Source organism: Hyphomonas jannaschiana VP2 (assembly GCF_000685215.1).
Lineage (GTDB): Bacteria > Pseudomonadota > Alphaproteobacteria > Caulobacterales > Hyphomonadaceae > Hyphomonas > Hyphomonas jannaschiana.
In genome coordinates this window covers 99,274-125,391 of the sequence record NZ_ARYJ01000006.1, presented here as the reverse complement: position 1 = coordinate 125,391, position 26,118 = coordinate 99,274, and the positions used below count along the sequence as shown (strand labels likewise).

The window sequence follows — 26,118 nt, the reverse complement described above, 5'->3', positions numbered from 1 at the left end:
TTTGCACATAGGGCGGGTCTATCGAGGCTTAAAGGCCCCGGCCGCTCATATCAATGTGACGTAAGCCGGAAAGCTCAGCAGGGCTCGGAAACCACTTCCACAGTGGCGTGGGAGACGTCAAACCGGTCCGCGAGGCGGGCTTTGACGTCCCTGCGCAGGGTTTCAATGCAGGCGCCTTGCTTGGCGGTCACTTCCAGCGTGATGAGCGGCTTCGATTCGGTCAGGGCCCAAGCGTGGATGTGCGAGACGCTGGCGACGTTGCCGACATGATCGATCAGGTCTCTCCGGATGTCTTCGGGCGACAGGCCATCCGGCGTGCCTTCCAGCAGGATGTGACCAGACTGGCGGGCGATCCGGACGCCGGCGACGAGGACGAGCAGGGCCACAAGCACGGACAGAATCGGGTCGGCCGGTGTCCAGCCTGTGGTCAGGATGACAATGGCTGCGGCGATGGCGGCAACGGAGCCGAGCAGGTCCCCGATGACGTGCCACAGCGCACCCTGAAGGTTCAGGTCATGCTTGTCGCCGCCGTGCAGCACCCAGGCTGCGAGCACGTTCACGACGAGGCCGCCAATAGCCACCCAGAGCATGATTCCGCCCAGAACGGGGGCCGGATCCAGCAGGCGATGAATGGCTTCCCAGACAATCCAGCAGGCGAGGGCCACCAGCGCGATACCGTTCGTGAAGGCGGCGAGGACTTTCATCCGGCCGAAGCCATAGGACCGGGCAGGGTCAGCGGGCCGGTCCGCCAGCTTGTAGCCAACCCAGGCCAGGATGAGTGAGGCTGCATCAGTCAGCATATGCGCAGCGTCTGCCAGCAGGGCGAGCGAGCCTGAGATCAGGCCGCCGGTTACCTCCGCGAGCATGAAGCTGGCCGTCAGGACCGCCGCGATGGCCACCCGCTTGCGGGAATCGGCTGTCGTCATATCGGCATGGTCATGGGAATGCCCATGGCCGTGTCCGTGGTCGTGCCCATGCGCGTGATCATGCCCGTGCTCATGGGCATGACTGCGGGACGCGTCCGGCGTTTTCGTTGTCAGGTCGCAACTCATGAGCCTGAGGTGGAATCCTTTCCGGGCCACGTCAATTCGGCTGTAATAGCGTTTCGTTGGGGGCGGCGCCGATTTTCCGCTCTGCCCTTGCGGCATGTGTGCTAAATTGCCCGGAAAACATAACAGAATAAACCCGGAGGACACCCATGAGCCCACCGCGCCTGCGCCAGCTTGTGATTGCCGCAAACAGCCTAGACACCGCCGACATATTGCAGAGCGTTCTTGGGTTGGGGGAGCCGTTTCCGGATCCCGGCGTGGGAGAGTTCGGTCTTGTGAATGCCGTATTTGCCATCGGCGACCAGTTCCTGGAAGTTGTCGTGCCGACGACCGACAAAGCGCCGGCGCGGCGCTTCATCGACCGGGGCGGCGAGGGCGGCTATATGGCGATCTTCCAGACCGACGACATGGCGGCCTTGCGCACCCGTGTCGACGGGCTCGGCATCCGCCGCGTCTGGAACATCGACCTGCCGGATATTTCTGCCAGCCACCTTCACCCGGCAGATATTGGCGGGGCCATCGTTTCCGTAGACGAGCCGCGCCCCGCAGGCAGCTGGCGCTGGGGCGGTCCCGGCTGGCGCGAGCGATCCGCTCCCGGACGGTTCACGCATGCGGTCCTCGAGACGCCTGATCCGGATGCGCTGGCGCAGAAATGGGGGCTTGTCTTCGGCCTCACGGCGGACAAGCGCCGCCTCTTCCTGGCGGATGCTGTGCTCTATTTTACGGAGGGACCAGCAGACCGGATGATAGAGTTCGGCTTTGAGCTTCCGGATGCTGATCAGGTGATCGCCCGCGCAAAAGAAAAGGACCTGCCCGTTGAAGACAGGTCCATCTCGATTGCAGGCATTACCCTGAAGCTGGAGAATTAGTACCCGCTGGCAATGCCGTCCTTGCGCAGCTCGGTGGCGGCGATGTAGGCGCCGCTTTCGAAGTCGCGCATGATGGCCTGATAGCCGCCGCCATTAGCCTGGCAGCACTCGACTTCCACGCCGCGGGCTTCGAGTTCCGCGCGGGTGTCTGTCGGGATGCCGCTTTCCAGCAGGACTTTGCCGATGTCGGCTTCGCAGGCCGGGTCATCATATTTGCCGGTCGGCTCACAACCGCCGCGATGCTCCCAGCGGGCTGCGTCACCAGCCTCCTGAAGGCCCATATCGAAATCGACGAGGTTCAGGATCACCTGCACATGGCCTTGCGGCTGCATGCCGCCGCCCATCAGGCCGAAGCTCAGCCAGGGTTCGAACGGGCAGGCTTGCTCGATCGGTTCCGCGCGGACCTGACAGCCCGGCATGTCCTTCTTGAAGGCGAAGGCCGGAATGATTGTGTGGAAGGGGCGTTTGCCCGGTTCCCAGACATTTGGGTGGGCCGGGTCAAGGCTGAACAGCTGGCCGCGGTCCTGGAACATGAAGCCCATGTTGTCGGCGACCAGGCCTGATCCCATGCCGGCAAAATTCGACTGGATCAGCGAGACCATCATGCCGTTTTCGTCCGCCACGGTCAGATAGGTCGTGTCGCCATCTTCCAGCTTCTTGTCAGCGGCCGGGAAGTCGAGCCCTGCCTTGACGTTCGGCATGGGTTTGGAGAGGTCGATCAGTTCGGCACGCTTGGCATTGTAGCCTTCGGCGATGAACATCTGCGGGTCGATCCCGGCGAAGTCCGGGTCGGCATAGCCCTTGGCGCGGTCGGCGAAGGCGAGGCGTTTGGCTTCCACCTGCGCCATGATCGAATCTGTCGAGCCATAGCCCATGGACCGCAGGTCGAATTTTTCGAGCATCTGCAGCATCTGCAGCGCAGCGATGCCCTGCGTGCTCGGCGGCAGTTCGCAGACCTTGTAGTCCTGACGATAGGTCACGCAGACCGGCTCGATCCAGTTGCCGGTATGGCTGGCGAAATCTTCATACCTCAGGAAACCACCGATCCGGGTGAAGTAGGCATCCATCCGTTCGGCCAGTTCGCCCTTGTAGAAGGCATCCCGGCCGCCCTCGGCAATCTGGCTCAGCGTGTCGGCGAGGTCCGGGTTCTTGAACAGGGCGCCTTCGCGGGGCGGTGGAGAGAAATAGGTTTCCGTCGCATTGTCGAACTCTTCCAGCGCGCCACTCTCAACGGATCCCTGAAAGCGCTTCTGGTTCATGTGCCAGTAATAGGAAATGACTTCCGGGATCGGCGCGCCTTCGCGGGCATAGGTGATGGCAGGGCTGAGGTCATCCGCAATTGGAAGCTTTCCGAATTTTTCATGCAGCGCGAACCAGCCATCGACCGTACCCGGAACGGTGACCGATGCAGACCCGTGGAACGGGATCATCTCGCCATCCATGTATTCATCGGCTTTCGCCTGAATGTCGGCCAGTGTCGCGCCTTTGGGGCTGCGGCCGGAGCCTTCATAGCCGTATAGCTGTTGCGTTTCCGGATCCCAGACAATCGCGAACAGGTCGCCGCCGATGCCGTTTGCCGTCGGCTCCACAAGCCCGAGCATGGCATTGGCGGCAATCGCCGCGTCAACCGCCGAGCCACCAGCCTTCAGCACATCGATTGCCGTTTGCGTGGCCAGCGGGTGAGCCGTGGCCGCCGCGCCATGCGGTGCCACAACCGAGGACCGCACGCCAACATCCCGCCCGGTCGGCATCCGGTCACCGGGGCCGGGGGCTGTGGGCTGCGGCACCATCACGGTTTCCGTCACGATCACTTCTTTTTCGACGATCTTCGTGACGGGCTCTGGGGTGATGCAGGCGCTAAGGCTGGTTGCAAGCGCTGCGGTCAGGAGTGTCCGGACTGCTGTCATGTATTTCACCTCTCATGTCTGAGGAGGACCTTAACGCCCTGCGCCGTCTTGGCGAGTCCCGTCCCGGCCAATAGAAGTCATCAGCTGGCCGGATGGTTTGCGAGAGGGCTTCGAGATAGCTCTGTGCCAGTCCTTCAAGCATAGCTGACCACCTCCCATTCGATTCCATCATGATCGTGGAAGTAAAACCGGCTGCCTGGATCATAGGTTTGATGGCTGTGAGTCTTGATCCCGGAAGCCAGGATGCGCTTTTCGGTTGCATCCAGGTCTTCCACGAGGATGCCGAAATGGTTCACGGCGCCGGTGCGATAGTAACTCTCTTCATCAGGCCGGTCCTGCTTCGGCAGGGCGTAGAGGGCGATATATTCGTCATCGGTGCCGACATGGACCGTGTAGCCATCATACTTTGATGGGCCTTCCCATCGCACATGCCAGCCGAACAGATCCACCAGCATGGCGGCGGTCTTTTTCGGATCCGACACTGTGACATTCACATGTTCAAACAATGCGGGTTTCATTTTCTTCAGGCTCCTTTTGCCTTTCATCCGGGGTTGGTTTGACCTTCGTAATTCCTCAACCTAACTTTAGGTCAAGCATTAAACGTAAGGAAATTGCGGCATGAAACAGGGGCTATCGATCGGGGATGTCGCCCGCCGGACCGGGCTGTCGGTCTCGGCGATCCGGTTCTATGAATCGCGCGGCCTGGTGAAGCCGGACCGGCGCCCTTCCGGACAGCGGGAGTTTGCCCGCGCCGACATCCGCCGCCTGTCCTTCATCCTGATTGCCCAGCAGATGGGGCTCACCATTGAGGAGATCAGCGAGGTGTTGAGCGACCTGCCGGACAACCGCACCCCCACCAAGGCGGACTGGACGCGGATCAGCCAGCATTTCCGCAAACGGCTCGACGATCACATCGCGATGGTGGAGCGCCTGCGAAACCGGCTGGATGGCTGTATCGGCTGTGGCTGCCTCAGCCTGAAAACCTGCAAGCTCTACAACCCGGATGACCGCGCCCGCGCCGCCGGCCCGGGGCCCCGCTTCGTGATGACGGGGGAATCAGTCAGCCCGCAGGCCTAATCCGGCTTTTTCGGGAAATAGTGCATCGCCATCCGTTCGGCGATTTCCTGGCCCTGGCGGGCGAAGCGCGCTTCGGCTTCCACGGCGCGGTTGTCGCATTTCAGATAGTCGCGGCTGGTTTCCTGATAGGCATCGTTGAACTTGGCCACGAGGCTGGAGCGGAGATTGCCGCGATTCGGCGCCTCATAGCTCAGCATGTCCGACATGTACTGGCGCCAGTACTGGTCTTCCCGGCCGTTGCAGCGCACCCGGATGGCATGCGCAGAGCCGAGCGCGCCCGCCAGATCCGAAGCGTCGCGGAAGTAATCCGGCCCGCGCATGGGCAGGCCTGATTGTGCAGCGCTTGCGCCACAGACCATCAGGGCGCTAAGCAGGACAACATGAAAACGTGCCTTGTTCATGAAAAGACCTTTGCCCGCATCCAGCCTCGGCTCAAGGATGTAGAACACAAACTTGATGTCCTCATTATGACCGATGAGGGGCGCTTCTATCATGCCGGCAGCCGGGTGGTGACCGACAAGGTAGAGCCTGAAATCGTCTTCGGCAGCCTCGATTGCTTTTTCGGACCGGCAGCCGGGACTTTTGTCAGAACCGTCATGGCCTCAGACCGGCTGGACTGGTTCCAGTCACCGGCAGCAGGTGTGGACAATGCGGTACTGAAAGGCATCGGAAAAGCCTCTAAACACTACACGACCAACCACACTCAGGCCGAATCGATGGCCGAATGGGCGCTCTGGGCGGCTTTGGATTTCCTGCGTGAAGGGCCACTGCACCGGGCCCAGCAGCAGGCCGCGGAATGGAAACGTGTCCAGTCGCGCGAGATTGCAGGCAGCCGCTGGCTGATTGTCGGCTATGGATCGATCGGCGAGGCCGTCGGCAAGCGGGTAACGGCCCTTGGCGGGCATGTCACGGGCCTGCGCCGTTCCCCCGGGCCTGCGCCGGGCGCACACGAAATCCTGCCGTCCAGTGTGCTGATGGACGAATTGCCGGGCGCGGATGTGGTTTTGCTTTCACTGCCGCACACGCCGGAAACGGAAGGCATGGCCGGAACAGATTTCTTCTCGAAAATGAAGCCTGATGCCCTGTTCATGAATCTCGGGCGCGGGGCGCTGGTGAATGAGGATGCGCTGATTGCGGCGCTGGATGAAGGCCGTCCGGCTTATGCGGCCCTGGATGTGACGGGCGTTGAGCCGCTGCCGGAAGAAAGCCCGCTTTGGCATCATCCGAAGATTATGCTGACGCCACATGATTCCTCCCAGACGACCGGGACAATCCTGCGGGCGGACGGGACGTTCGTGGACAATCTCCACCGCTACCTGAACGGTGAGCCGCTCAGGAACCTCGTCGACCGCAAGGCGTTCGAGGACTGAGCGGCAGGGTCATCCGTCTACGCTGTTTCTTTCACTTTCATGCCGGCGATGCGGTCAATCGAGGCTTCGGCATCGCGCATGATGTCTTCTACGATGGCGGCCACGGGCTTTACTTCATGCACGCCGCCGGCTGACTGGCCCATGGCGAAGCAGGAGCTGTCCGGATTGAGCTTGGCTTCGTCCGTGATGCCCCCAATGCCGCCAATGACGCCCGTCTGGTGCGAGTGGATGGCCTGGTGCGGGAAAGGCTTGATGTCCTGCGGGCGGCTCTCCCAGTTATTGATGTAGTCATTCGTGCGGCAGCGCATCGGCTTGCCGGAATAGCAGCGCGTGCGCGTCGTATCGGTATCGCCCGCGCCAACGACAGCCTGCTTGTACATGTTTGCGGCATGGGCTTCTTCGGAGGCGATGAAGCGCGTGCCCATCCAGACGCCCTGTGCGCCAAGAGCCAGAGACGCCGCAAGGCCGCGCCCGTCATAGATGCCGCCAGCCGCGATGACCGGGATCTTCACCGCTTCGACGGCCTGAGCCACCAGCGGCAGCGTGCCGACGAGGCCAGTGTGCCCACCGCCTTCGCCGCCCTGAAGAATGACCGCATCGCAGCCAGCCTGTTCAGCCTTGATAGCGTGCTTCACTGCACCGCCGACGACCATGACTTTGACGTTCGCCTTTTTCAGACGTTCCATGATCGGCATCGGCACACCGAGGCCTGCCACGAAGCTGTCAGCCCCGCCATTGATGATAACGTCCACGGACTCTTCCAGGCTTTCCGGGCTGGCGGCCAGCAGGTCGACACCGAACGGCCGGTCGGTCAGTTCACGGACCCGTTTCATCTGTCCGGCGATGAAATCCGGTGTCGTGCCGGCCATGCCGAGCACGCCATAGCCGCCCGCATTGCACATCGCGGCGCAGACCTCTGCATAGGAAACCCCGCCCATGCCAGCGAGCATGATCGGGTGCTTGATGTTCAACATCTCTGTCAGGCGGGTTTTCAGGGCCATGTCGGGCTTCCTCTCTGGTGATTTTATGAGGAAGCCCTAGCGCCCCGTCGCAGCGTCAACGCAAGAGGCGGCGCCAGCCCGCCGCGTCTCCGCCCCATTCCCGCCGCGTTCTGCCGTCAGGATAGCGGGTGGACTGGCAGAATCGCCGGTCCGGCGTCACATGCTGAGGCCAACTGGACCGGCTCTCACGAGCTGGCCCGCCCTCACGAAGGACGCGGCAACCGGCCGACGGGCGCTGCCCGGGAACAGGTCCGGTTGCCCATCTTCTGCCCTTTTCCGGGGGTCCGGGAGAGGTTGGTTCGGTTCAGGGGCTTTACAGCGATGCCAAGGCCCGTTCTGAATTGAACTATCCGTTTCGCTTGGCGGATGCTATGACGCCGTTCGGTCGCAAGACCTTAATCAGGGGTAATATCATGAAGAATATCATCACTTTGGGCGCTGCCGCCCTGGCTCTCGCAGCCTGCGCACCGGCCGAGGCTCCGGCTGAAGACACGCCGGTTGTCGAAGAAACCACGGTCATCGAAGAGTCTGCTTCTGACGCAGCCGACGCTGCCGTTGAAGCCGCTGACGACGCTGCCGCTGCAGCTTCCGATGCTGCTGATGCCGCTACAGAAGCGGCTGACGATGCCATGGACGCGGCTGAAGAAGCCGCTGCGGACGCCGCCGATGCAGCTGAAGATGCCGCCGACGCGACTGCCGAAGAGATGACGGAAGAAGAGCCGCAATAATCGGTTCTCCATCCGGATAAAGATCGGGCCGCTCCATCAGGAGCGGCCCTTTTGATTCGAATTCCGGAACTCCGGATCAGAATTTCGCGTAGCCGCCGTCCACGATCAGTGTGTCGCCGGAGTGGTAGCTGGATGCATCGGAAGCCAGATACACCGCGATTCCGCCGAAATCTTCCGGTTCGCCCCAGCGCCGGGCCGGCACACGCGAAATCACTTTGGTCTGGAAAACTTCGTTCCCCTGAGCTCCTTCGGTCATGTCCGTGGCGATCCAGCCTGGCAGGATGGAGTTCGCGCGGATTCCGTAGCGGCCATACTCGGTGGCGATGGCGTTCATCATGGCAATCAGGCCGCCCTTGGTGTGGCCGTAGGCTTCATTGCGCGCCGCACCTTCAATGCCTGCCAGCGATGCTGTACCGACCAGGCTGCCGCCCGGGTCGCCGGCCTTGGCACGCGCCACCATGGATTTGCCGGCTTCGCGAAGCGTGAAGAAGGCGCCTTCGGAGTTGATGCGCTGGTTGTAGCGCCAGGTCTCCAGCGTCATCTCGTGGAAGTTCGCCGCGCCGCGGCCGACACCGGCATTGGCGATGCAGCAGTCGATCCGGCCGAACTCTTCCTCGGCTTCCTTCATCGCTTTGACGACTTCGGCTTCCTCGCCGACATCCACTTTCCACGCCTTGATCTTGCCGGTTCCGAGTGCGTCGGCCTTTTTCACGGCAGCGGCATTGTCGGCTTCCTTGCGGCCCCAGATCACGACGTCGGCATTGGAAGCGGCCAGCGCCTCCACCATGCCGAGGCCGATTCCCTTGTTGCCGCCGGTTACAACGCAGACCTTTCCTGAAAGATTGAATGGGGCGTAGGTCATGGTTTTCTCCTGAAAGACTTGGGTTTGTTTGTCTGGCGTCACACAAGAGAGGTGACGCTGGGGCCGGTCAAGAGGCTGATTGGCTGGCCAGGACGAGCGCGCGGGCCGCTTCGATGATGCGCCGGGTTTCGTCCCAGATCTCGATTTCCGCCAGACGGGCCGGGCTGATCCATTCGGCATGGGCCGCATCATCGCCCGCCATTACCGTACCGGAAACCCAAACGGCGGCGTAGTCGAACAGGACGAAATGCCGGGTCACATCGCCCGTCGTGCGGGACGTGAAGATACCGTCCACGACATCCACGAGACCCACCAGCCGGGCGGTAAGCCCGGTCTCTTCCTTCAGTTCGCGCAGGGCGGCATCGCCAGCGCGTTCGCCGAACTCGATCTTGCCGCCGGGCAGGGACCAACTCCCCGCCATCGGCTTTGTGCCCCGGCGGATCAGGGCGACATCGTCGCCGCGGAAGCAGACGGTGCCGACGGCTGGGACAGGCTTCTGGGCACTCATCCTGCACCTCCCCGTTCCAGCAGGACGACCGTCTCCACATGAGGCGACCACAGGAATTGGTCGACCGGCTGCACCAGGACGAACCGGTATCCGGCATCGACCAGCACACGCAGGTCCCGCGCCAGCGTGCCGGGGTCGCACGAAATATAGGCGATACGCGCGACACCGCTTTGCGCGATTTCCGCCACCTGTTTGGCGGCGCCATGCCGGGGCGGGTTCAGCACAATACCCTGAAAGCGCGACAGTGTGGCTGCCGGAACCGGATTGCGGAACAGGTCACGCACTTCCGCCGTCACAGGTTTCAGGCCGGACGCCGCCCGGGCGGACGCTTCCAGCGCTTCGATCGCATCTGAATCGCCTTCGGCGGCGTGCACGCGGGACTCTTCAGCCAGGCGTAGTGCAAATGTTCCGCAGCCGGAGAAAAGGTCGGCAACTTCCAGCGCAAACTTCAGGTGCTGGCGCACAAGGCTCGCCATGAAGGCTTCAGCTTCGGCGCTGGCCTGCAGGAAGCCGCCCGGGCGGGGGCGGAGCGCGGCCTTGCCGACTTGTATCTCCGGCGTGCCCTGCTGCAGCGGGATATCATCGCCGATGGAGACGCGGAGGAAACCGGCGGCCAGCGCTTTGGCCCCGGCCATCATGACATCGTGCGGGGCAGCGAAAGTGGCAGTGTCTGTGATGTGAAGGTCCAGCCCGTTCGGCATCACAGTGACTTTGAGAACCATCTCGCCTTTCAGGGGCGCCAGCGGCGCGGCCAGCTCCTTCAGGGCACTGAGTTTCCGTGTGATCTCGGGCGAGGCCACCGGGCATGTGGAAATGTCGACAATGTCATGGCTGCGCCGGGCATGAAAACCGAGCTGCACACCGGCCTTTGTGCGCCGTGCCGCCAGAGACATGCGCCGCCTGGTGCCGGGCGGGGTGACCCAGATGTCCTCGACATGCGGCTCCAGCCCGCGTGCCTTCAGGGCGTTTACAACAAGCGAGCGTTTGAAGGCCTGATATGGGCCATCGGCAAGGTGCTGCAGGCTGCAGCTGCCACATTGGGAAAAATGCGGGCAGGCGGGTACCTGTCTGTCCGGCGAGGGCCTCACGATTTCGAGCAGGCGCGCGCGGTCTTTCTCGACGGCAATGCGCACTTCTTCGCCAGGCAGCGCCTGCGGAACGGAAACCCAGTCTCCGTCGATCCGCACCTGCCCGTCGCCCTTCGATCCGAGGCGTTCTATGGTTACAGTGCCGGTCCCGCGGGCATCCGGATCTGGAATAGCAGGCATGCCGGGCTCCCCACTGGTTGTATGCCGATTCACGGGTTAGCACCGCAGGACGGTCGCGAACAGGAGGCTTGAATGGCGAAACCGGCACAAAAGCCTCTCAGTCTCGCTTTGCAGGGCGGCGGAGCCCATGGCGCCTACACATGGGGCGTTCTGGACCGCCTCGTTGAAGAGAACCGCTTCGACATCCGAGCGATCACGGCCACTTCCGCAGGCGCGATGAACGCTGTCGCATTTGCCGGCGGCTATGGTGCCGGCGGGGTCGATGGAGCCCGTCAGGCACTTGAATCGCTCTGGGAAGCCATCTCGCATAGCGGCCGGCCTGCACGGGCCTATGGTGTCAACAATCCGGCCGCCTTCGCTTACGCCTCCGCGCTGCAAAGCTGGGCGAGCCCTTATGACCTGAACCCGTTGGGGCTGAACCCGCTACGCGATGCCGTTGAAAGCGCAATCGATTTCGAAGCCGTTCGGGCCTCCGGCCTGCAGCTGTTCCTCAGCGCGACGGATGTGGAATCCGGCCATGTGAAAGTCTTTACAGGCGAAGAGGTGACGCTCGATGCCGTGCTCGCCTCCGCCTGCCTGCCGCAGACCTTCCAGGCGGTGGAGATCGACGGCCACGCCTATTGGGATGGCGGCTATATGGGCAATCCCAGCATCTTTCCGCTGATCTATGCGGGCGCTCCAACGGATGTCCTGCTCGTTACGTTGAACCCGATCGAGCGGCCGGGCGTGCCGAAGCGGGCGGGGGAGATCCAGGAGCGCGTTAACGAGATCAGCTTCAACGCTGCCCTGATCGGTGAGCTGCGCGCCATCGCCTTCGTTCAGCGCCTGCTGGATGACGGCATGCTGAAGGCGCCGATGCTGAAGAAATACCGCCGCCTGAACGTGCACACGATCCGCGGCGGGCAGGATCTGGTCGATCAGAGCCTGCACACCAAGTTCGATACCAGCTGGCGTTACCTCACCGGCTTGCGCGATCAGGGCCGAGCGGCCGCTGAGGCGTGGCTGACCGGCGAAGCAGACCTCGTCGGCACGAACAAATCGAATTGCGACCTTCGGGAGGAATTCCTGAAGGGCTAAGGCGGGCGGGGCGCCCGCACCCATGCTTCGACTTCGCTCAGCATGAGCGCTCAATACGCGCGGACTCATCCTGAGCGAAGTCGAAGGATGAAGAGATGGTGTGAGGGTCAGGTCTGCTTCAGGAACCAGACCCGCGCCGCGCCATAGTCGCGCGTCTCCAGGACCTCCCATCCTTCCGGTGCAATCAATTCGTCCGAAGCAGTCTCCACCACGGCGATGGCGTCCTCGGCCAGCCACTTGCCCTCGGTGAGGCAGGCGAGTGCCGGGGCGACGAGGTCCTTGTGATAGGGCGGATCGAGGAAGGCGATGGTGAAGGGGCTGCCGACGCCGGCGGGCTTTTCGCCAAGGTCCGTCGCAGAGCGGCGGTGGATGCGCGTGTTCCCGTAGAGGCCCAACGTCTCGATATTGTCGCGGATCGCGCCGCGCGCGGCATGATCGGTTTCCACGAACAGGCAGAAGGCAGCGCCCCGGCTGATCGCTTCGAGGCCCAGTGCGCCGGAGCCTGCAAAGAGGTCAATCACCCGCGCGCCCTCGATCTCCGGTGCCCAAGTCGCGTGGGCCAGCATGTTGAACACGCTCTCGCGCGCACGGTCCGCCGTCGGCCGTGTGCCCTGTCCTTTCGGCGCGGCAATCGCGCGCCCCTTGTGCTGTCCGGCAATGATGCGCATTCTTAGGTTGATCCGGGGGTTGCTGAATGTTCGACCAGTATTGGAACAGTGCGTCCCTGTTAAGGGCTTCCCTCATCAGTGCCGGAATACCCGAGGATGTTGCAGAACTTGTGACCGCAAAAACGCGGGACAATTCTGAAGTCATGTCGACGGTTTTCGTGGCTGGGCTACCTTCCGCTGCTGCCGGAATAGTTGTCGCCGGGGTTGCGTATCTGTTCGTCGGATACCTTGTTGGTCTCGGTTATATTTCTCCGAATTTCGCGATCTTCTATGTGCCTCAGCTGGCGGCTTTGACGACAATCATGGGGGTCCAATTATGGCTGGCGCAGGTTTGGGATGACCTGCGATACATCATGTTTGTCCGCATCGCGCTAAATCAGGGTACACTGGGCGTCGGGATGCTCTGCGCGCCCGCGATCCGAAGCGCATCGGGGTTACATGGTGGAGACTATGTCCGCAAAGTCGTGTCTTTGCCGTTGCAGATTCCCGTAAGGGTTTTTGGAGGAGTGACTGTTGCCGTCTTGTGCTTCAGTCTGTTTTAGAAAGGCGTCTGCGTAGACTTCCGGGTTTACTTCCGGCCCGTCTGGGGCGATCTCATCTCCATGACAATTCTCGCTGATCCGATGACCCGCGCGCTGGAACTCGCGGCTGAAGCGGCCGCAGCAGGCGAAGTGCCTGTCGGCGCGGTGATCGTCGATCCGGAATCGGGCGAGATCGTCGCCGAGGGGGCCAACGCGCCGATCAGCAGACATGACCCGACTGCGCATGCCGAGATCGTCGCTCTGCGCCGCGCTGCAGAGGTGCGCGGGAATTACCGCCTCACGGGCCTCACAATGTATGTCACGCTGGAACCCTGCGCGATGTGTGCCGGGGCGATCAGCCTGGCCCGCATCGGCAAGCTGGTCTTCGGTGCATGCGATCCGAAAGGCGGCGCGGTGATCCACGGCGCGCGTTTCTTCGAACAGCCGACCTGCCATTGGAAGCCGGATGTCGAGCAGGACGAGGAACGCGGCGAAGCGGCGAGCCAGCTGTTGAAGGACTTCTTCAAGGCCCGCCGAAAATAGCTGGGGGCTAGCTGAAACCCCGCCTTTCACGCGTGACGCGCCGGAAATGCTTGCTTTCCTTGAGGGCACGGGCTGCCTTGTGCCGCAAAAGGAGATCCTCATGACCGCGACCGTCAGAACCGAAAACGATATTTCCGTCGTCACCATGGATGACGGCAAGGCCAACGCCATTAGCCTCGACATGCTGGAGGCGGTGAACGCCTGCCTCGACGAAGCCGAGAAAGACGGCAAGGTGCTGGTGCTGACCGGGCGCGAAGGCAAATTCTCCGCCGGCTTCGACCTCAAATTCCTCGCCACATCTGACGGCGACGGCGTGCGCAAGCTGGTCACTGGCGGCGGCAAGCTGGCGATGCGTTTGTTCACCTCGAAGATGCCGGTCGTGATCGCATCGACTGGGCATTCGATTGCCATGGGGGCGTTCATCCTGCTGGGCGGTGATACGCGGATCGGTACGCGCGGGCCATTCAAGATTGGCGCGAACGAAACGGTCAACGGCATGACGCTGCCGGGCTTCGGGCTGGAACTGCCGCGCGCGCGTCTCAACCCGATGTACCTGACCGAAGCGCTGGTGCAGGCCCGTCTCTATTCGCCGGACGAAGCCGTGCCCGTCGGCTGGCTGGACAAGGTGGTGGAGGTCGATGCGCTGATGGACACGGCGATGGAAACTGCCACCGCCCTGAAGGCCATTGCGAACGGCGCGTACTATCGCAACAAGATGCTGGTCCGGAAACCGGCCATCGACGCGATCATGCCGACACTGGAACAGTCGACCGTCTAGGCCGCCGTCACCGGCGCCTCCTGCGGTTCGGAACCCGTCAGTTCACGGGCAATATCCCGGATCAGGCTGCGCATCCAGGTCAACGCCGGGTCCCCGGCATATTCCCGGTGCCAGTAGAGCGTCGATTCCGGGGATGGATAGTCGAACGGCAGGTTCAGCACCGCAAGGCCCGTATTTTCTGCGATCTGCCGGGGTGCCACCAGAGCCAGTTGGGTCTGCCGGACAATTTCCAGCGCCGTCATATAGTGAGGCAGGCGCTGTGTCGGCGTGATGCGCCGGCCAACGGTGCGGGCCATTTCCTCGATCAGGCTGCGCCCCTCGCGGCGGCTGGACACCGTGATATGGCGCAGGTCGAAGAATGCGTCCTGCGTCAGGGCCTGGTCTGCCTGCGGATGATCCGGCGAGAGGACGCAGATATAGGGCGTCGACAGGAGCGTCTCCCGTTCCATGTCCACACCCAGCAGGTCTGACACGTCGATGGCGAGGTCCAGCCGGCCTGACGCAAGTTCCGCGGCGACGGCAGAGCGGTGCAGCTGGCTCCAGGAAATCCGTACGCCGGGGGCCATCTGCTCCAGCCGCGCGGCGAGCGCCGGGGCGATCAGGAAGGCACCGGCATCGCGGGCAGACAGGTTGAATACCCGGGTGGAACGTGACGGCTCGAACACGGAACGCGGCTCCAGCCCGGCCCGCAGCTTGTCCAGCGCTTCGCGTACGGCAGGCATCAGGGCTTCTGCCATCGCGGTCGGCTTCACGCCGCGCCCCTCGCGCACGAAGAGCGGATCCTCGAAATAGGTGCGCAACCGGGAGAGCGCATTGCTGACGGCAGGCTGGGTAATCCGCAGGATTTCGCTGGCACGTGTCAGGCTCCGCTCGTCATAAACGGCTTCCAGAACAGGCAGCAGGTTCAGGTCGATTGACCGCAAATTCATGGCGGGCTCCCAATTATCACCAGTAGTGATGTTTGGGCTTCATATAATAAAGTTCCCGAATAGTCGACCATGAGGCATTGTCACCTTGTCGACAGTGGAGTTTCCCGATGCGTGCGGCGCTACAGCCAGCCTGCAGCTTTCATCAGCATGACGGCACCAATTGCGGTGACGAGGTATTTCATGCCGCGCTTGAAGTTCACGTCACTCATCCGGTCCAGCACCTTACCGCCCAGCGTTGTCCCCAGCATGGAAAGCGGGGCCGCCGCCACGATCAGCCACCAGGGCGGCAGCGCCTGAAGGCCGGCGGCCATGATGACCGGCGTGCTCCAGAACACGATCTTCACAAAATGCGCCAGCACCTGCGTCACGGCCTTGGTCGCCACAATGGCATGGCGCGTCATGTCTGTGTGAACGAAGAACTGGTCCAGCAGCGGGCCGGATACGCCGGCAATCGTGTTCAGCGACTGTACGACGAAACCGGCGCCCTCGGCCTGGAAGCGTTTCTGGATGTCGAGGTCCAACAGCGTTTTCGGCAGCCAGACCAGCATGGCGACACAGCCCAGCAGCACGTAGACAACCTGTTTGTCCGGGCGCCAGCTGAGCGCGAACAGCAGGGCAATGGCGGCAACCGAGCCAACGGCGTAGCGGCGGAAGATGCGCCAGTCGATATGCGCGCGCCACAGAAAGGCGCGGTAGCCATTGGAGATCATCTGCACGGCGCCGTGCACGATCATGGCGGTGGCCACCGGCACCAGCGCGGCCAGCACGCCCATGAAAATGATGCCGCCCGCCATGCCGAAAATGCCCGAAATGAAGCTGGTCACCAGCACAGTGACGAGAATGATGGCAGCGGCGATCGGGCTCATGCCTGCGCTCTAGACCCGATTTCGATTCGGCGCAAAACGCGCGCCTTGCGGACCGCGCCGCCCGGAAACATTGCCAAGAAAGAATTTGCGGCCACCCGGCCGCACGGACTACCAATGGATCAACGAAACAAACTGAAGGAGGACAGCCATGGCTGATACCCAGCATTCCATGGACGCAATGGCCGAACTGAATGACCTGCGCATGTCGGAGGAGGCACGCCCCCTCTACGAACATGTGAAGCGGTTCATCAAGGAAACGGTCGAACCGATGTATGAGGAATTCGAACGCCTCGGCGAAGGCAAGACCGACATCTGGTCTTATGCGCCGGGCCAGCTCGAAGCCCTCGAAAAGGCCAAGGACGAAGCCAAGAAGCAGGGCCTCTGGAACTTCTTCCTGCCGGACGCCGAAACCGGCGAAGGCCTGAAAAACCTCGACTATGCCTATATCGCTTCGGAGCTCGGCAAGAACCCGCTCGCCTCTGAGTCGATGAACTGCTCGGCGCCCGACACCGGCAACATGGAAGTGCTCGAGCGCGTCGGTACGCCGGCCCAGAAGGAACAGTGGCTGAAGCCGCTGCTGGAAGGCAAGATCCGCTCCGCCTTCGCCATGACCGAACCGGCCCTGCCGTCGTCGGACGCCAAGAACGTCTCCATGAGCGCCGTTCTGGAAGGCGACGAGTGGGTTATCAATGGCGAGAAATACTACATTTCCGGCGCAGGCGATCCGCGCTGCCGCATCATGATCACCATGGTGAAAACCAATGACGGTCCGGATGTGAACCGCCGCCAGTCGCAGATCCTCGTGCCGCTGCCGCACCCGGGTGTCACCATCATGGGCCCGATGCACGTCTTCGGCGATCCGGATGCCCCGCATGGCCACATGCACATCCGCTTCGAAAACGTCCGTGTTCCGAAAGAAAACATGCTGCTCGGCGAAGGCCGGGGCTTCGAGATCTCGCAGCTGCGCCTCGGCCCGGGCCGTATCCACCACTGCATGCGCTCCATCGGTGCGGCAGAGAAGGCGCTGGACCTTATGGTCGTACGCGGCATGACCCGTCAGGCCTTCGGCCGTGACCTGATCAAGCTGGGTGGCAACCTCGAGAAAGTGTCCCGCGCCCGCATCGAGATCGAAGCCATGCGCATGATGGTCCTCAAGGCCGCCAAGGCGATGGACGTGCTGGGCAACAAGGAAGCCCGCGTCTGGATCTCCATGGTCAAGGCCATGGTGCCGGAGCGTGTCTGCGCGATCATCGACGATGCCATCCAGCTGCACGGTGCAACCGGTGTATCCCAGTGGACGCCGCTTGCCCGCATGTATGCCAACCAGCGCACGCTGCGCCTGGCGGACGGCCCGGACGAAGTGCACCACATGGTCGTCGGCCGCGCCGAAACCCGCAAGTATACGGGCGAGGAAGAAGATCCGGCGATGGCTGCTGTCTGGCGCAAATAAGCCTGACTTCAGGTCAAACGATCAGCGCGGCTCTGCAAAGGGCCGCGCTTTTCATTTAAGCGACCGCCGCATCCAGCGCATCCTCCAGCCGGTCGTCGCCCCAATAGAGTTCGCCGTTCACGATGAAGCTCGGCGCTCCGAAAATGCCGAGCCGGAAGGCTTCCTCCACATTCGCCTTGAGGCGGTCCTTGTTTGACTGGGCCTGCGCACGGGCCAGCACGTCCGGTCCGGCGCCGGCCATTACGGCCAGCCGTTCCAGCAGGCCTGCATCGGCAATGTCCTTTCCGTGCGCGAATTCCGCCGAATAGACCTTCCGCGTGAAGTCCTCGCCCCAGCCTTCGTTCAGCCCGATCAGCGCCATGCGCGCCGCCATCAGCCCGTTTTGCGGAAAGGCGCCGGGGCCGCTTTCCGGCAGGCGCCGGAAGGGCAGTCCATAGCGTGTCGCCCGCCGGGCCATGTCGCGCCACATATATTCGCCCTTGGCCTTGTAAATGTTGAAGGGAGAGGTGTCCCATCCCTGTGCAGTGAAGACCGGGCCCAGCAGAAAGGGCCGCCAGTGCACGGCCACACCGCGTGCCGCAGCCGCGTCTTCAATGCGCATCGCCGTGAGATAGGAATAGGTGGAGCCGAATTCGAACCAGAATTCGATCGATCGTGTCATGTGGCGCCCCCGCTTGTCCGGAGAGACAAGCTAAGCTCGCGATGGCTCGTGGGAAAGGGGGGCTAGAACCTGAACGTGTTGCCGAAGCGCAGGACGGCGCTGGTTTGGACCGAGCGGAAGTTCCGGCGGAAGTCGTCGCCTTCGATTACCGCGCCATGGCCGAGGGAGAAGAAGACTTCCGTCTGCGGGCGCAGCTCCCAGTTCACCCGGCCGAAGAAAGACAGGCTGTTGGTGATATTGTCATACTGCGTCTGCGTCGTGATCGAGAGGTCTGTCGACACATTGAACACGGTTTCCAGTGAACCGATCTGTACGCTGACATCCCCGGCAGGGACGGAAATGTCTTCCCGTTTATAGCCGGCCTTCAGGTCCACATGCGGGTTCGGGCGGAAGTTCACATTGACATCGTAGCGTTTCGACTCGCCGCCATAGAAATCCCTGAACTCGATCTCCGATGTCGTGCCCCAGGGGCGCACATAGGAGGACTGAACGCGGAATTTCACGCCATTATTGTCATAGACACCCACCGGCACGACCAGCCCGCCGGGCAGAAAGAAGGGCGTGTTGATATGCTCTTCATTCTGGCTGGCGGTGAAGGTGAGGTCGTCGGTCCAGATCGTATTGGCGTTCAGGACCAGCGCGTTGACCGTGGTTTCGGCATTGCCGTCGAGGTCGGTGATGTATTCGTGGCTCGTGCCGAACTGCCACCAGCGGAATTTCCCGGCGGACTGGCGGAAGCGCCGGTGCCACTCGGCAGAGAAAGTGCGCGTGCCGGGCCGGTTCACGAAGCCGAGCGCCGGCGCGAAATCCTCGCCGATCTGCCGGGCTTCCAGGCTCCAGGCCCATTTGTCGTTCGGATAGTCAAACTTTGCGCCAAAGGAATCATCATCCTCCAGCGTGGAAGAGAATGTGCGCTGGTAGAAAACATCCGCCTGCATCCGCCCGCCGCCAAAGAAAGACGGGACACGATAGCTGAAGTCCGCCCCGGCCAGCGTATTGTCGGACAGGCCTGTCGGGTCACCATTCGTGGCGATGAAGCCGACACGCGACTGGTCCAGCACATCGACGGTCGCGCGCGCCACCGACAGGTTCTGCGAGCCGATATTGCCGATGGCTCCGGTCTGCGCCGACAGGATGCCGATCTCGACACCCTCGATCTCTCCGCTCAGCTTCAGGCCCGCATCCACTTTCACCGACTGGCCGTTCACGATCCCGATCCGGCGCGAGAAGAAGGGCTGGCCGTTCGGCGCACCGGCAAAGGTCTGTCCTGCAAACTCGAACAGGGCCGCGTCCTGCAGGAAGAAGTCCCGCGTCTCCGGGAAGAAAAGTGAGAAGCGGCCGGTATTGATCTGCCGGTCATCCAGCGGCGTGTCGGAAAAGTCCGTGTTCAGCGTCACGAGGCCGGTCAGCGACGGCGTGAATTTATAGGAGATGTTCGCGCTCGGCTCAATCGACAGGTCATCGTCACGCGGCCGGTCCCAGCGGCGGTTCCCGTTGAGGCCCGCCTGCAGCTGCACATCGAATCCCTTGCCCTTGTTTATATTGTCGATGCCCTCGATATAGCCCGGCCGGGCAAAGCCGAACTTGTTGACCGACTGGTCGATCCCGGCCCATCGGATCTCTTCGTTCGCATGGGCGTGCTCGCGCGTCATCATCAGGCCCCAGCCGTCAGAGGCGGGGTCAAAGCTCAGTGAGCGGAAGGGCAGGGCGATCTCAGCGGTCCAGCCGTCTTCGGTCCGCACGCTGTCGGCGTCCCAGATGATGTTCCAGGCATCGACGGGCGCCTGTCCGTAGCGGATCAGGCGTTCGGTGCGCGCGCCGAGGGCGTTGATGTCGAACCCGAAGCCGGATGTGCCGGTGTTGAACGGGTCGATGTAGAAGCGGAACATGTCATCCCGCCAGATCTCGCCGTCGCGCTCCAGCACGGAGGCGAGGATCGCTTCGGGCATGTCATCCTGCGCATGGATGCCGACATAGAGATTGTTTTCGTCATAGGCGAAATAGACCCGCGTCTCGACGGTGGGCGGGCCGACCTTGGGTTCCACCTGGTAGAACTCGCTCACCTCGGCCGCCTTCGACCACATCGCCTCGTCCAGCTTGCCGTCGATCACCGGGGCTTCGCTGGTGTCGATCCGCACCGGGCGGACCGTCGGCTGGTAGGTGGTGAAATTGCGGACCGGCGGATCCTCTTCCGCCATGGCGAGCCCGGCGCCAGACAGTGCGATGCAGGCGCCCAACATCCATCGATGCACGTATACTTCCTCCCGGTACCTTACCCGACCGCCTTTGACGTATCGACCCCTCGCTGCCCGTCGAATAGGAAGCGCCGCCGGGCAGGGCCAGCGCTTCTTTTTATCGCAAGCTGAAATTTCGGAGGCTGCCTCAATTTGAGGCATTGGTTTTCATCTGAAACTCAAAGCCGTCCTCGTAATGAGCGTGCCGCTGAGAATTGTGTGGATGATTCGCGCTGCCTGTTCATTTGGTGGGTGGGAGGTGCCAGGCGGCAGCGATCGCTGACATTCTGAAAGAGGGGGCAAATCGTATGGGAAATACGAAAAAATCGAGAAATGCATTACGATTCAAGGTTGACAATACTTTAAACCATAATTGAATAGGTTAACAAAATTTTAGGGAGATTCAGCGTGAGTGGATCAGAATTTAGTGTGGTCAGCAGCGGCGCTACCGTCCGAGTCACTTTTCGAGCGTCCTATGAAGCGACGCAAAGTCTAAATGTGATTCGCAAGGGGCGAAGTGTTGAAAAGCTCCGTAGGCAGACCACGTGCAACGGTGCAAGCATCGCGTCGGATGATTCGGATCTGGTGCGGACGAATTACAATATTTACTGCGCAGGCGGATTAAAGGGCAGAAAGACGGTCAGTTTTCAGCTCACGGATAACTGTCAGAATATTGTTGATGACTTTCGGAGCAAACACCCATACATTGAATCCGAAGAGCTTGCGTATCGGATTCTTTTTGAGATAGGGGTCAAGCATGGGGGGCAGCATCTCCAATGAGGAAGAGATAAGGCGAGGGCAGGATCTTTGTGAGCGCGTAGCTAAACACTACGGTAAAAGCGCCTGCGATGTGACTGATGAAGAGTTGTCAGAATATCTGGTTCTTGAAATCAGAGCAGACCACGAAGCCTTTTTGAGACAAAAATTCCCTTTTTTGGTGGATGATCCGCCGGCGATTGAAGATCAGTCGGTAACTCAATCATATTTTGCTAAATTGTGGGGCCTGCTGTTTGGGGGAGCAAAAGGTGCAGTGTCTGGTCATCGATCCAAAGCAATTGATCGAAACCCAAGTCCGGAAGTTTAGCTTTCTGCACCAGTGCGTTGCGGAGGCAGGTATAGTGAATGACTGCCCGATCGAGCAGATTTCACTTCATCACGCACTAAATGGCTATTCGTTTTGGAGGTCTGAGCACCCTGGAACGGAAAATGACCCTAAGATTGTGCTGCGAGCGCTTCGAAAATCAATCGATCAGCTAAAAAAGGCTGTTAGCTTGGTTATGAGTGCTGTTGTGAGTGCGGAGTTTAAAAGACAGCACCAATTCATTGCGGCATTTGAGCTTATAGGAAGAGAGCTTCCTCAGACTCCGATAATATTGTTCGGTATGCCAACAAAAGGAAAGATCGCCTTTGCGTATCAAACGGAGCTATCAGCGATCTCAAACTTCGCGAGTGTCGATGTGCGGCAACCTGATTTTCAGATTGCGTGTGACGAATGTATCGGAGCTTTTCAAAGCCTCCTGAAGGAGGTCGGTGCAGTCAATTCCGAACTACAGAATAAGTATCTGTGGGCTGAGAAATACTTGGATGACAAAAGGCGCGTTCGTTACACTATCTGGGGGTTCTTTCTGTCGGTACTTACTTTGATTATCATAGATATTCTGTTGCCGTATTTGGTGCCGCATATGGCGGAGGCATGGAATTTTATTCTTGGATCACTGCAGGCGTTCATTGAGTTCTTTGGTTTTCTCATTCGGTTCATAATCAAGCTGCTTAGTTAGCGAGAGCTCGCTTAAGCAAACAGGTGCCTTTATCTGGACCGCCATGAAAATTGACGTGTCTATCTGAATCAAAACGGCACGTTCGGGTCGTCTTCGCCTTTGCCGCCGGGGGCGAGGCTTAGGAAATCGAAAAGCGCCGGGTCGTGCAGGTGGCTGGGGCGGACGGTGGCGAGAGCGTGGGCCATGACCTGCCGCACGCCGGGCTTCTTGCGTTCCCACTCGGTCAGCATCTGTTTCATCGCCACGCGCTGCAGGCCGTCCTGGCTGCCGCACAGATTGCACGGAATGATCGGGAAGTTCATTGCATTCGAGAACTTCTCAAGATCGTCTTCCGCCGCCGTGATCAGCGGACGGAGCACCATGACATCGCCTTCATCGTTCAGCAGCTTCGGCGGCATCGCCGCGAGGCGGCCGCCATGGATGAGGTTCATCATGAAGGTTTCCAGCGCATCGTCGCGGTGATGGCCGAGCACGATGGCGTCGCAGCCTTCCTCCCGCGCGATGCGATAGAGAATGCCCCGGCGCAGGCGTGAGCACATGGAGCAGAAAGTCCGGCCCTCCGGCACTTTCTCGGTGACGATGGAATAGGTGTCCTCGGTCACGATGCGATAGGTGGCGCCGATCTTCTCCAGCCATTCCGGCAGGATGTGCTTCGGGAAGCCCGGCTGGCCCTGGTCCAGATTGCAGGCGATCAGGTCGACGGGCAGGGCGCCCTGGTATTGCAGGTCCATCAGCACGGCGAGGAGGCCATAGCTGTCCTTGCCGCCGGAGAGGCAGACCAGCCATTTCGGACGGGGCGCCGCGCCGCTCTCCACCGCGCGCCGGTCGACCATGCCATAGGCATCAATCGCCTGAAGCGCGCCGCGCACCAGCCGCTTGCGCAGCTTCTTGAAGCTCACCGAATCCGGCGTCTCCGCAAAAAGCGGGGGCACGCCGGTGAAAGAGGTCACATCATCTGCCATGCGCGCCCTATCCCACGGGCCGGGCGCCTCGGGAAGCACTTCGCGTCAGACGGCTTGCAATATTATCGAAATTCGATAATAACTGCGTGATACAGCCTGGCGATTGGAGACTGACATGACCCCGCCCGTCCGAACCGCCCGACTGGCGGGTCTTGCCTATCTCTACATCATTTTCGCCGGCCTCTTTGCCGAGATCGGTGTGCGGGGCCAGCTGGTTTCTTACACAGACCCGGCTGGCACGGCCGCGAAGATCCTGGCGTCGGAGATGCTGTATCGCGCCGGCTTCGTGGCGGAGCTGCTCATGACGGCGGCAGACATTCTGGTCGCGCTCTGCCTTTACCGCATCCTTCTGGTCGTGGACCGGCATGTCTCGCTGGCCGGCCTCGTGTTCCGGCTGATCTCGGCGGCGATTGCCGGGACCAAGGCGCTGTTCTTCCTGATGCCGCTCATCCTGCTGCACATGGATCCGCAAACGAGCGGATTTTCAGCGGGCGAGCTTGAGCGCCTGTCGGTCCTGTCGCTGAGGCTGCACGGGCAGGCCTACAATATTTCCCTGGTCTTCTTCGGTTTCGATTGCCTGATCATCGGCTGGCTCATCTGGAAGTCCGGATTCCTGCCGCGCCTGATCGGGACGGGCATTGTCGTGGCGGGGGTCTGCTACCTCGTCACGTCGCTCATGATCTTCCTGACACCGGCGCTGGCAGCGTCCGGCTGGTTCATGCTGCTGTTCGTGCCATGCCTCATTGCCGAAGCCGCGCTGGCCGTCTGGTTGACGATTCGCGGGATCAATGCGGAGGCATGGAAAAAGGCGGCCGGAGCCGCCTGAGATCATGAGCTGGTCCGGTATAGTCCGGTTTAGTCCGATATGATCAGGTCAAAAACGGCAGGCGGAACCAGCGTTTGATCTTCCACCAGCGGCGCAGGCGCTTGTTGTTGGGCGCGTCATCCGCCCCGCGCGGGATGAGGATGTCGTTCATCCGCGGCTGGTAATTCCGGATCAGGTCTTCCTCGACCCGGGCCCGGTCCGCCGGTTTTTTTACAATCATTACATGGCGTTCGGTCGCCCCGCGTTTCCACCAGGCTTCCCACCAGCGCTCATGCCCGATCAGGCGCGAGCGGAAATTGGCGGCCTTGCCGATGTAGAGCGGCTCCAGGAAGAACACGAAGCGCCGGCGCACGAAGATGTAGATCCCGCCCTCATCCGGCAGGCCCTTGCGCGTCAGCGTAATATTGAACCGGTACGGCCGGCCGGATTCGCCCCACCAGGTATGCCAGCCAAACAACAGGATCATGGGTCCCTCCACGTCGATTCCGCGAAGCTCGGCCGAGACGGTTAATGGGCGGTTAACCCTCTGGGATCTGGTGGACGTAGACTTCGTTGTGCGTGATCAGGCCGTCTTCGATAATGACGAGGTCAAAGCCCCGCATCAGGCCGTCCTTTCCGCCTTCGCCGATATGGCAATACCAGCGTCCGCAATAGCCGCCGGGAATCGGCCAGGTCTCGTCCGGCTTGTAAACCATGGGGGGGGTCGCGCCGAACAAACCGGTCAGATAGGTACGCAGGGCGTCGTGACCGCGCAGGCCTGCAGGTGTCTGCGGATCCTTGTAGACGGTGTCTGGCGAATAGAAGCCGACAAGCCGGTCCACATCCTTGCGGCTCCACGCGTCCAGCCAGCCGGCATTGAAGCCATCGATGCTGAAACTCATGCGGCGGTCTCCTTCGGTTCGCCCAGCACGCGGGCGCGGTGGGCATCGGTGAAGAATTCGGGCGGCACGGTTTCCGGCCCGGCCATGATGGCGATGCCGTGAATGCCGAGGCTCGGGTCTTCTGCCTTGCGTGTGTGATAGGACAGGCGCCGGGCCTTGGCCGTCTCCCCGAACTCCATGTCGAGGATGGCCTGGAGCTGGCCCGCAAAGCGCAGCCGCCGCATCCGTTCTGCGCGTTCTTCAGCGTAGGATGAGAAGTCCGGTGAAGCGCCTTCGGGCGTGTCCTTCAGGATCTCCGACACGATGCGCACATCGCGATAGGTGATCGACAGGCCGAGCCCGTTGATCGGGTCGTTCCAGCCGGCTGCATCGCCGATCAGCACACAGCCCGGCGCGAAAGGCTCATCCGTCCAGCTGTCATTGTTGAAATAGGAATAGAGCGGACCGGCCGGCGTGCCGTCCGCCAGCGCCTTGTTGTGCGGGGCGCACTCCATGCGGAACGCTTCAAGGAACCGGGCAGGGCCGTCCTCACCCGCAAACCGGCCTTTTTCCTCCAACGCGTAGCCGCCATAGACCCGCACGCGCCCGTCGCCTTGCGGGAAGGCAAGGAAGCCGAAGCCGCCCTCTGTGCCGATGGCCTGCCGCTTCGGGTCCCAGCCCTCGACATTCTCCACCAGCAGGCCGGTGAACCAGTGATGCGGCCGGTCCTGGTGCAGTTTGATGCCGGCGGCGGCGCGGACCATGGACTGGCGGCCTTCGGCACCGACGATCAGGCGCGCTTCCACCGTTTGCTGCTTGTCGTCATGCGTGAAGGTGACGGACGGCGTGTCGCCCAGCGTCACCGACTCGACATTCACCGGGCGCAGGCAGGTCGCGCCTGCCGCCTGTGCGGCATCGTAAAGCGTCTGGCAGTGATGTGGATGGCCGATACACAGCGGACCCGGAATATCCGGGATCAGCATGTTCAGCGGCAGCGGTGAGGCTTCGCACAAGTCCGGCGGCAGGCTTTCGTCATAGGTGATGTGTTCGGACAAATGATGTCCGCCCGCCGCGATCAGCGTGTCGTAGAGGCCGACGCGTTTCGTCTCCACCACGCCCCAGGGTGCGATCCACTCGCCCCGTACACGGTCTTCGTATTCGGCGGATTTTTCGAGCACCAGCACGCTGCGCCCGGCCCGCGCCATGACGGTGGCCAGCGCACTGCCGCCGATACCGCCGCCCACAATGACGAGATCGTAGATCATCGGTTTCCTCCAACGGCCTCTGACGGGCCTTCAGACAGGAGGATGCCTTGAAGGGGCAGGA

29 protein-coding genes are annotated in these 26,118 nt (G+C 61.6%); 12 read left to right on the top strand and 17 right to left on the bottom strand.

The genetic code is table 11. The features are described from left to right. Window positions 1–74 precede the first annotated feature (74 nt). The gene (locus tag HJA_RS10950; RefSeq protein ID WP_241764347.1) at window positions 75–926 is read right to left on the bottom strand and encodes a cation diffusion facilitator family transporter; all 852 of its coding nucleotides are present in this window, start codon (window positions 924–926) and stop codon (window positions 75–77) included. Between the two features lie 272 nt (window positions 927–1,198). On the opposite strand from HJA_RS10950, the gene HJA_RS18035 reads away from it, so the two are divergent. Beyond that, window positions 1,199–1,918 (top strand): VOC family protein, encoded by a 720-nt coding sequence (locus tag HJA_RS18035; RefSeq protein WP_051597594.1) that lies wholly within the window; start codon window positions 1,199–1,201, stop codon window positions 1,916–1,918. On the opposite strand, the gene HJA_RS10940 is transcribed toward HJA_RS18035, so the two are convergent. Then, window positions 1,915–3,825, bottom strand: coding sequence for a gamma-glutamyltransferase family protein (locus HJA_RS10940; protein ID WP_081814657.1), 1,911 nt, complete (start codon window positions 3,823–3,825; stop codon window positions 1,915–1,917). The genes HJA_RS18035 and HJA_RS10940 overlap by 4 nt on opposite strands. 134 nt (window positions 3,826–3,959) lie before the next feature. Further along, on the bottom strand, window positions 3,960–4,343 hold the full coding sequence (locus tag HJA_RS10935) for a VOC family protein (RefSeq protein ID WP_035582341.1): 384 nt from the start codon (window positions 4,341–4,343) through the stop codon (window positions 3,960–3,962). A 100-nt stretch (window positions 4,344–4,443) separates the two neighbouring features. Between HJA_RS10935 and soxR the strand changes: the two genes are divergently transcribed. Next, on the top strand, window positions 4,444–4,902 hold the full coding sequence (soxR, locus tag HJA_RS10930) for a redox-sensitive transcriptional activator SoxR (protein WP_035582082.1): 459 nt from the start codon (window positions 4,444–4,446) through the stop codon (window positions 4,900–4,902). Here soxR and HJA_RS10925 read toward each other — a convergent pair. After that, entirely contained in the window at window positions 4,899–5,396 is a 498-nt protein-coding gene (locus HJA_RS10925) for a TIGR02301 family protein (RefSeq protein ID WP_051597593.1), read from the bottom strand. The two genes, soxR and HJA_RS10925, sit on opposite strands and share 4 nt — an antisense overlap. On the opposite strand from HJA_RS10925, the gene HJA_RS10920 reads away from it, so the two are divergent. Further along, the gene (locus HJA_RS10920) at window positions 5,370–6,272 is read left to right on the top strand and encodes a D-2-hydroxyacid dehydrogenase (RefSeq protein WP_051597592.1); all 903 of its coding nucleotides are present in this window, start codon (window positions 5,370–5,372) and stop codon (window positions 6,270–6,272) included. The genes HJA_RS10925 and HJA_RS10920 overlap by 27 nt on opposite strands. A 17-nt stretch (window positions 6,273–6,289) precedes the next feature. Here the strand turns inward: HJA_RS10920 and HJA_RS10915 are convergent, their stop codons facing one another. Beyond that, the gene (locus HJA_RS10915; protein WP_035582081.1) at window positions 6,290–7,273 is read right to left on the bottom strand and encodes an NAD(P)H-dependent flavin oxidoreductase; all 984 of its coding nucleotides are present in this window, start codon (window positions 7,271–7,273) and stop codon (window positions 6,290–6,292) included. Between the two features lie 413 nt (window positions 7,274–7,686). Between HJA_RS10915 and HJA_RS10910 the strand changes: the two genes are divergently transcribed. After that, complete coding sequence (locus tag HJA_RS10910; protein WP_035582079.1) at window positions 7,687–8,001, top strand: hypothetical protein; 315 nt, start codon at window positions 7,687–7,689, stop codon at window positions 7,999–8,001. Between the two features lie 76 nt (window positions 8,002–8,077). Here HJA_RS10910 and HJA_RS10905 read toward each other — a convergent pair whose 3' ends face one another. From HJA_RS10905 to HJA_RS10895, 3 genes are all read right to left on the bottom strand, one after another. After that, window positions 8,078–8,863 (bottom strand): SDR family NAD(P)-dependent oxidoreductase, encoded by a 786-nt coding sequence (locus tag HJA_RS10905; protein WP_035582076.1) that lies wholly within the window; start codon window positions 8,861–8,863, stop codon window positions 8,078–8,080. Window positions 8,864–8,930: 67 nt separating this feature from the next. Beyond that, the gene (locus HJA_RS10900) at window positions 8,931–9,371 is read right to left on the bottom strand and encodes an NUDIX hydrolase (RefSeq protein WP_035582072.1); all 441 of its coding nucleotides are present in this window, start codon (window positions 9,369–9,371) and stop codon (window positions 8,931–8,933) included. Continuing rightward, a complete protein-coding gene (locus HJA_RS10895) occupies window positions 9,368–10,639 on the bottom strand; it encodes a class I SAM-dependent RNA methyltransferase (RefSeq protein WP_051597591.1) in 1,272 nt (423 codons plus the stop codon). Before HJA_RS10895 ends, HJA_RS10900 begins: the two co-directional genes overlap by 4 nt. A gap of 72 nt (window positions 10,640–10,711) precedes the next feature. Between HJA_RS10895 and HJA_RS10890 the strand changes: the two genes are divergently transcribed. Next, the gene (locus tag HJA_RS10890; protein WP_035582069.1) at window positions 10,712–11,716 is read left to right on the top strand and encodes a patatin-like phospholipase family protein; all 1,005 of its coding nucleotides are present in this window, start codon (window positions 10,712–10,714) and stop codon (window positions 11,714–11,716) included. A 107-nt stretch (window positions 11,717–11,823) separates the two neighbouring features. Here HJA_RS10890 and rsmD read toward each other — a convergent pair whose 3' ends face one another. Next, window positions 11,824–12,384, bottom strand: a complete 561-nt coding sequence (gene rsmD, locus HJA_RS10885; protein ID WP_035582066.1) for a 16S rRNA (guanine(966)-N(2))-methyltransferase RsmD — start codon at window positions 12,382–12,384, stop codon at window positions 11,824–11,826. A gap of 26 nt (window positions 12,385–12,410) precedes the next feature. Here rsmD and HJA_RS10880 point away from each other — a divergent pair, with 26 nt between their 5' ends. The 3 genes from HJA_RS10880 to HJA_RS10870 all read left to right on the top strand — a co-directional run bounded on the left by HJA_RS10880 (window position 12,411) and on the right by HJA_RS10870 (window position 14,226). Continuing rightward, a complete protein-coding gene (locus tag HJA_RS10880; RefSeq protein ID WP_035582063.1) occupies window positions 12,411–12,926 on the top strand; it encodes a hypothetical protein in 516 nt (171 codons plus the stop codon). A 60-nt stretch (window positions 12,927–12,986) separates the two neighbouring features. After that, entirely contained in the window at window positions 12,987–13,448 is a 462-nt protein-coding gene (locus HJA_RS10875; RefSeq protein WP_035582061.1) for a nucleoside deaminase, read from the top strand. Between the two features lie 100 nt (window positions 13,449–13,548). After that, a complete protein-coding gene (locus HJA_RS10870; RefSeq protein WP_035582332.1) occupies window positions 13,549–14,226 on the top strand; it encodes a crotonase/enoyl-CoA hydratase family protein in 678 nt (225 codons plus the stop codon). Here HJA_RS10870 and HJA_RS10865 read toward each other — a convergent pair. Together HJA_RS10865 and HJA_RS10860 are read right to left on the bottom strand one after the other, a co-directional pair. Beyond that, window positions 14,223–15,155, bottom strand: coding sequence for a LysR family transcriptional regulator (locus tag HJA_RS10865; RefSeq protein WP_035582059.1), 933 nt, complete (start codon window positions 15,153–15,155; stop codon window positions 14,223–14,225). The genes HJA_RS10870 and HJA_RS10865 overlap by 4 nt on opposite strands. Window positions 15,156–15,274: 119 nt before the next feature. Then, window positions 15,275–16,021: a sulfite exporter TauE/SafE family protein gene (locus HJA_RS10860; RefSeq protein WP_035582055.1), complete on the bottom strand. Its 747-nt coding sequence runs from the start codon at window positions 16,019–16,021 to the stop codon at window positions 15,275–15,277. A 148-nt stretch (window positions 16,022–16,169) separates the two neighbouring features. Between HJA_RS10860 and HJA_RS10855 the strand changes: the two genes are divergently transcribed. After that, window positions 16,170–17,471, top strand: a complete 1,302-nt coding sequence (locus tag HJA_RS10855) for an acyl-CoA dehydrogenase family protein (RefSeq protein ID WP_035582053.1) — start codon at window positions 16,170–16,172, stop codon at window positions 17,469–17,471. Between the two features lie 55 nt (window positions 17,472–17,526). On the opposite strand, the gene HJA_RS10850 is transcribed toward HJA_RS10855, so the two are convergent. After that, window positions 17,527–18,132 carry a 2-hydroxychromene-2-carboxylate isomerase gene (locus HJA_RS10850; protein ID WP_035582052.1) on the bottom strand — a complete coding sequence of 202 codons (606 nt, stop codon included), beginning with the start codon at window positions 18,130–18,132 and terminating at the stop codon, window positions 17,527–17,529. A gap of 62 nt (window positions 18,133–18,194) precedes the next feature. Then, window positions 18,195–20,384, bottom strand: a complete 2,190-nt coding sequence (locus tag HJA_RS10845) for a sugar-binding protein (RefSeq protein ID WP_162177050.1) — start codon at window positions 20,382–20,384, stop codon at window positions 18,195–18,197. A 739-nt stretch (window positions 20,385–21,123) separates the two neighbouring features. On the opposite strand from HJA_RS10845, the gene HJA_RS18575 reads away from it, so the two are divergent. Together HJA_RS18575 and HJA_RS10840 are read left to right on the top strand one after the other, a co-directional pair. Beyond that, window positions 21,124–21,450 carry a hypothetical protein gene (locus HJA_RS18575; RefSeq protein ID WP_155839935.1) on the top strand — a complete coding sequence of 109 codons (327 nt, stop codon included), beginning with the start codon at window positions 21,124–21,126 and terminating at the stop codon, window positions 21,448–21,450. 34 nt (window positions 21,451–21,484) lie between these two features. Then, the gene (locus HJA_RS10840) at window positions 21,485–22,144 is read left to right on the top strand and encodes a hypothetical protein (protein WP_155839934.1); all 660 of its coding nucleotides are present in this window, start codon (window positions 21,485–21,487) and stop codon (window positions 22,142–22,144) included. A gap of 68 nt (window positions 22,145–22,212) precedes the next feature. Here the strand turns inward: HJA_RS10840 and ttcA are convergent, their stop codons facing one another. Further along, window positions 22,213–23,106, bottom strand: a complete 894-nt coding sequence (gene ttcA, locus HJA_RS10835; protein WP_035582047.1) for a tRNA 2-thiocytidine(32) synthetase TtcA — start codon at window positions 23,104–23,106, stop codon at window positions 22,213–22,215. A 115-nt stretch (window positions 23,107–23,221) separates the two neighbouring features. Here ttcA and HJA_RS10830 point away from each other — a divergent pair, with 115 nt between their 5' ends. Beyond that, entirely contained in the window at window positions 23,222–23,932 is a 711-nt protein-coding gene (locus HJA_RS10830; RefSeq protein ID WP_035582045.1) for a DUF4386 domain-containing protein, read from the top strand. Window positions 23,933–23,975: 43 nt separating this feature from the next. Here HJA_RS10830 and HJA_RS10825 read toward each other — a convergent pair whose 3' ends face one another. Genes HJA_RS10825 through HJA_RS10815 form a run of 3 tightly spaced genes read right to left on the bottom strand, consistent with a single transcriptional unit; the run spans window position 23,976 to window position 26,057 of the window. Further along, entirely contained in the window at window positions 23,976–24,398 is a 423-nt protein-coding gene (locus tag HJA_RS10825) for a GIY-YIG nuclease family protein (protein ID WP_051597589.1), read from the bottom strand. A gap of 52 nt (window positions 24,399–24,450) precedes the next feature. Next, a complete protein-coding gene (locus tag HJA_RS10820; RefSeq protein WP_035582044.1) occupies window positions 24,451–24,813 on the bottom strand; it encodes a nuclear transport factor 2 family protein in 363 nt (120 codons plus the stop codon). Beyond that, window positions 24,810–26,057, bottom strand: coding sequence for an FAD-dependent oxidoreductase (locus HJA_RS10815; protein ID WP_035582042.1), 1,248 nt, complete (start codon window positions 26,055–26,057; stop codon window positions 24,810–24,812). Before HJA_RS10815 ends, HJA_RS10820 begins: the two co-directional genes overlap by 4 nt. Between the last annotated feature and the right edge of the window lie 61 nt (window positions 26,058–26,118).

Excerpts from the sequence above, each read along its gene's own strand:
- HJA_RS10950 (WP_241764347.1), bottom strand. The coding sequence starts at position 926 with ATGACGACAGCCGATTCCCGCAAGCGGGTGGCCATCGCGGCGGTCCTG.
- HJA_RS18035 (WP_051597594.1), top strand. The coding sequence starts at position 1,199 with ATGAGCCCACCGCGCCTGCGCCAGCTTGTGATTGCCGCAAACAGCCTA.
- HJA_RS10940 (WP_081814657.1), bottom strand. The coding sequence starts at position 3,825 with ATGACAGCAGTCCGGACACTCCTGACCGCAGCGCTTGCAACCAGCCTT.
- HJA_RS10935 (WP_035582341.1), bottom strand. The coding sequence starts at position 4,343 with ATGAAACCCGCATTGTTTGAACATGTGAATGTCACAGTGTCGGATCCG.
- soxR (WP_035582082.1), top strand. The coding sequence starts at position 4,444 with ATGAAACAGGGGCTATCGATCGGGGATGTCGCCCGCCGGACCGGGCTG.
- HJA_RS10920 (WP_051597592.1), top strand. The coding sequence starts at position 5,370 with ATGACCGATGAGGGGCGCTTCTATCATGCCGGCAGCCGGGTGGTGACC.
- HJA_RS10925 (WP_051597593.1), bottom strand. The coding sequence starts at position 5,396 with ATGATAGAAGCGCCCCTCATCGGTCATAATGAGGACATCAAGTTTGTG.
- HJA_RS10915 (WP_035582081.1), bottom strand. The coding sequence starts at position 7,273 with ATGGCCCTGAAAACCCGCCTGACAGAGATGTTGAACATCAAGCACCCG.
- HJA_RS10910 (WP_035582079.1), top strand. The coding sequence starts at position 7,687 with ATGAAGAATATCATCACTTTGGGCGCTGCCGCCCTGGCTCTCGCAGCC.
- HJA_RS10905 (WP_035582076.1), bottom strand. The coding sequence starts at position 8,863 with ATGACCTACGCCCCATTCAATCTTTCAGGAAAGGTCTGCGTTGTAACC.
- HJA_RS10900 (WP_035582072.1), bottom strand. The coding sequence starts at position 9,371 with ATGAGTGCCCAGAAGCCTGTCCCAGCCGTCGGCACCGTCTGCTTCCGC.
- HJA_RS10895 (WP_051597591.1), bottom strand. The coding sequence starts at position 10,639 with ATGCCTGCTATTCCAGATCCGGATGCCCGCGGGACCGGCACTGTAACC.
- HJA_RS10890 (WP_035582069.1), top strand. The coding sequence starts at position 10,712 with ATGGCGAAACCGGCACAAAAGCCTCTCAGTCTCGCTTTGCAGGGCGGC.
- rsmD (WP_035582066.1), bottom strand. The coding sequence starts at position 12,384 with ATGCGCATCATTGCCGGACAGCACAAGGGGCGCGCGATTGCCGCGCCG.
- HJA_RS10880 (WP_035582063.1), top strand. The coding sequence starts at position 12,411 with ATGTTCGACCAGTATTGGAACAGTGCGTCCCTGTTAAGGGCTTCCCTC.
- HJA_RS10875 (WP_035582061.1), top strand. The coding sequence starts at position 12,987 with ATGACAATTCTCGCTGATCCGATGACCCGCGCGCTGGAACTCGCGGCT.
- HJA_RS10870 (WP_035582332.1), top strand. The coding sequence starts at position 13,549 with ATGACCGCGACCGTCAGAACCGAAAACGATATTTCCGTCGTCACCATG.
- HJA_RS10865 (WP_035582059.1), bottom strand. The coding sequence starts at position 15,155 with ATGAATTTGCGGTCAATCGACCTGAACCTGCTGCCTGTTCTGGAAGCC.
- HJA_RS10860 (WP_035582055.1), bottom strand. The coding sequence starts at position 16,021 with ATGAGCCCGATCGCCGCTGCCATCATTCTCGTCACTGTGCTGGTGACC.
- HJA_RS10855 (WP_035582053.1), top strand. The coding sequence starts at position 16,170 with ATGGCTGATACCCAGCATTCCATGGACGCAATGGCCGAACTGAATGAC.
- HJA_RS10850 (WP_035582052.1), bottom strand. The coding sequence starts at position 18,132 with ATGACACGATCGATCGAATTCTGGTTCGAATTCGGCTCCACCTATTCC.
- HJA_RS18575 (WP_155839935.1), top strand. The coding sequence starts at position 21,124 with ATGGGGGGCAGCATCTCCAATGAGGAAGAGATAAGGCGAGGGCAGGAT.
- ttcA (WP_035582047.1), bottom strand. The coding sequence starts at position 23,106 with ATGGCAGATGATGTGACCTCTTTCACCGGCGTGCCCCCGCTTTTTGCG.
- HJA_RS10830 (WP_035582045.1), top strand. The coding sequence starts at position 23,222 with ATGACCCCGCCCGTCCGAACCGCCCGACTGGCGGGTCTTGCCTATCTC.
- HJA_RS10825 (WP_051597589.1), bottom strand. The coding sequence starts at position 24,398 with ATGATCCTGTTGTTTGGCTGGCATACCTGGTGGGGCGAATCCGGCCGG.
- HJA_RS10820 (WP_035582044.1), bottom strand. The coding sequence starts at position 24,813 with ATGAGTTTCAGCATCGATGGCTTCAATGCCGGCTGGCTGGACGCGTGG.
- HJA_RS10815 (WP_035582042.1), bottom strand. The coding sequence starts at position 26,057 with ATGATCTACGATCTCGTCATTGTGGGCGGCGGTATCGGCGGCAGTGCG.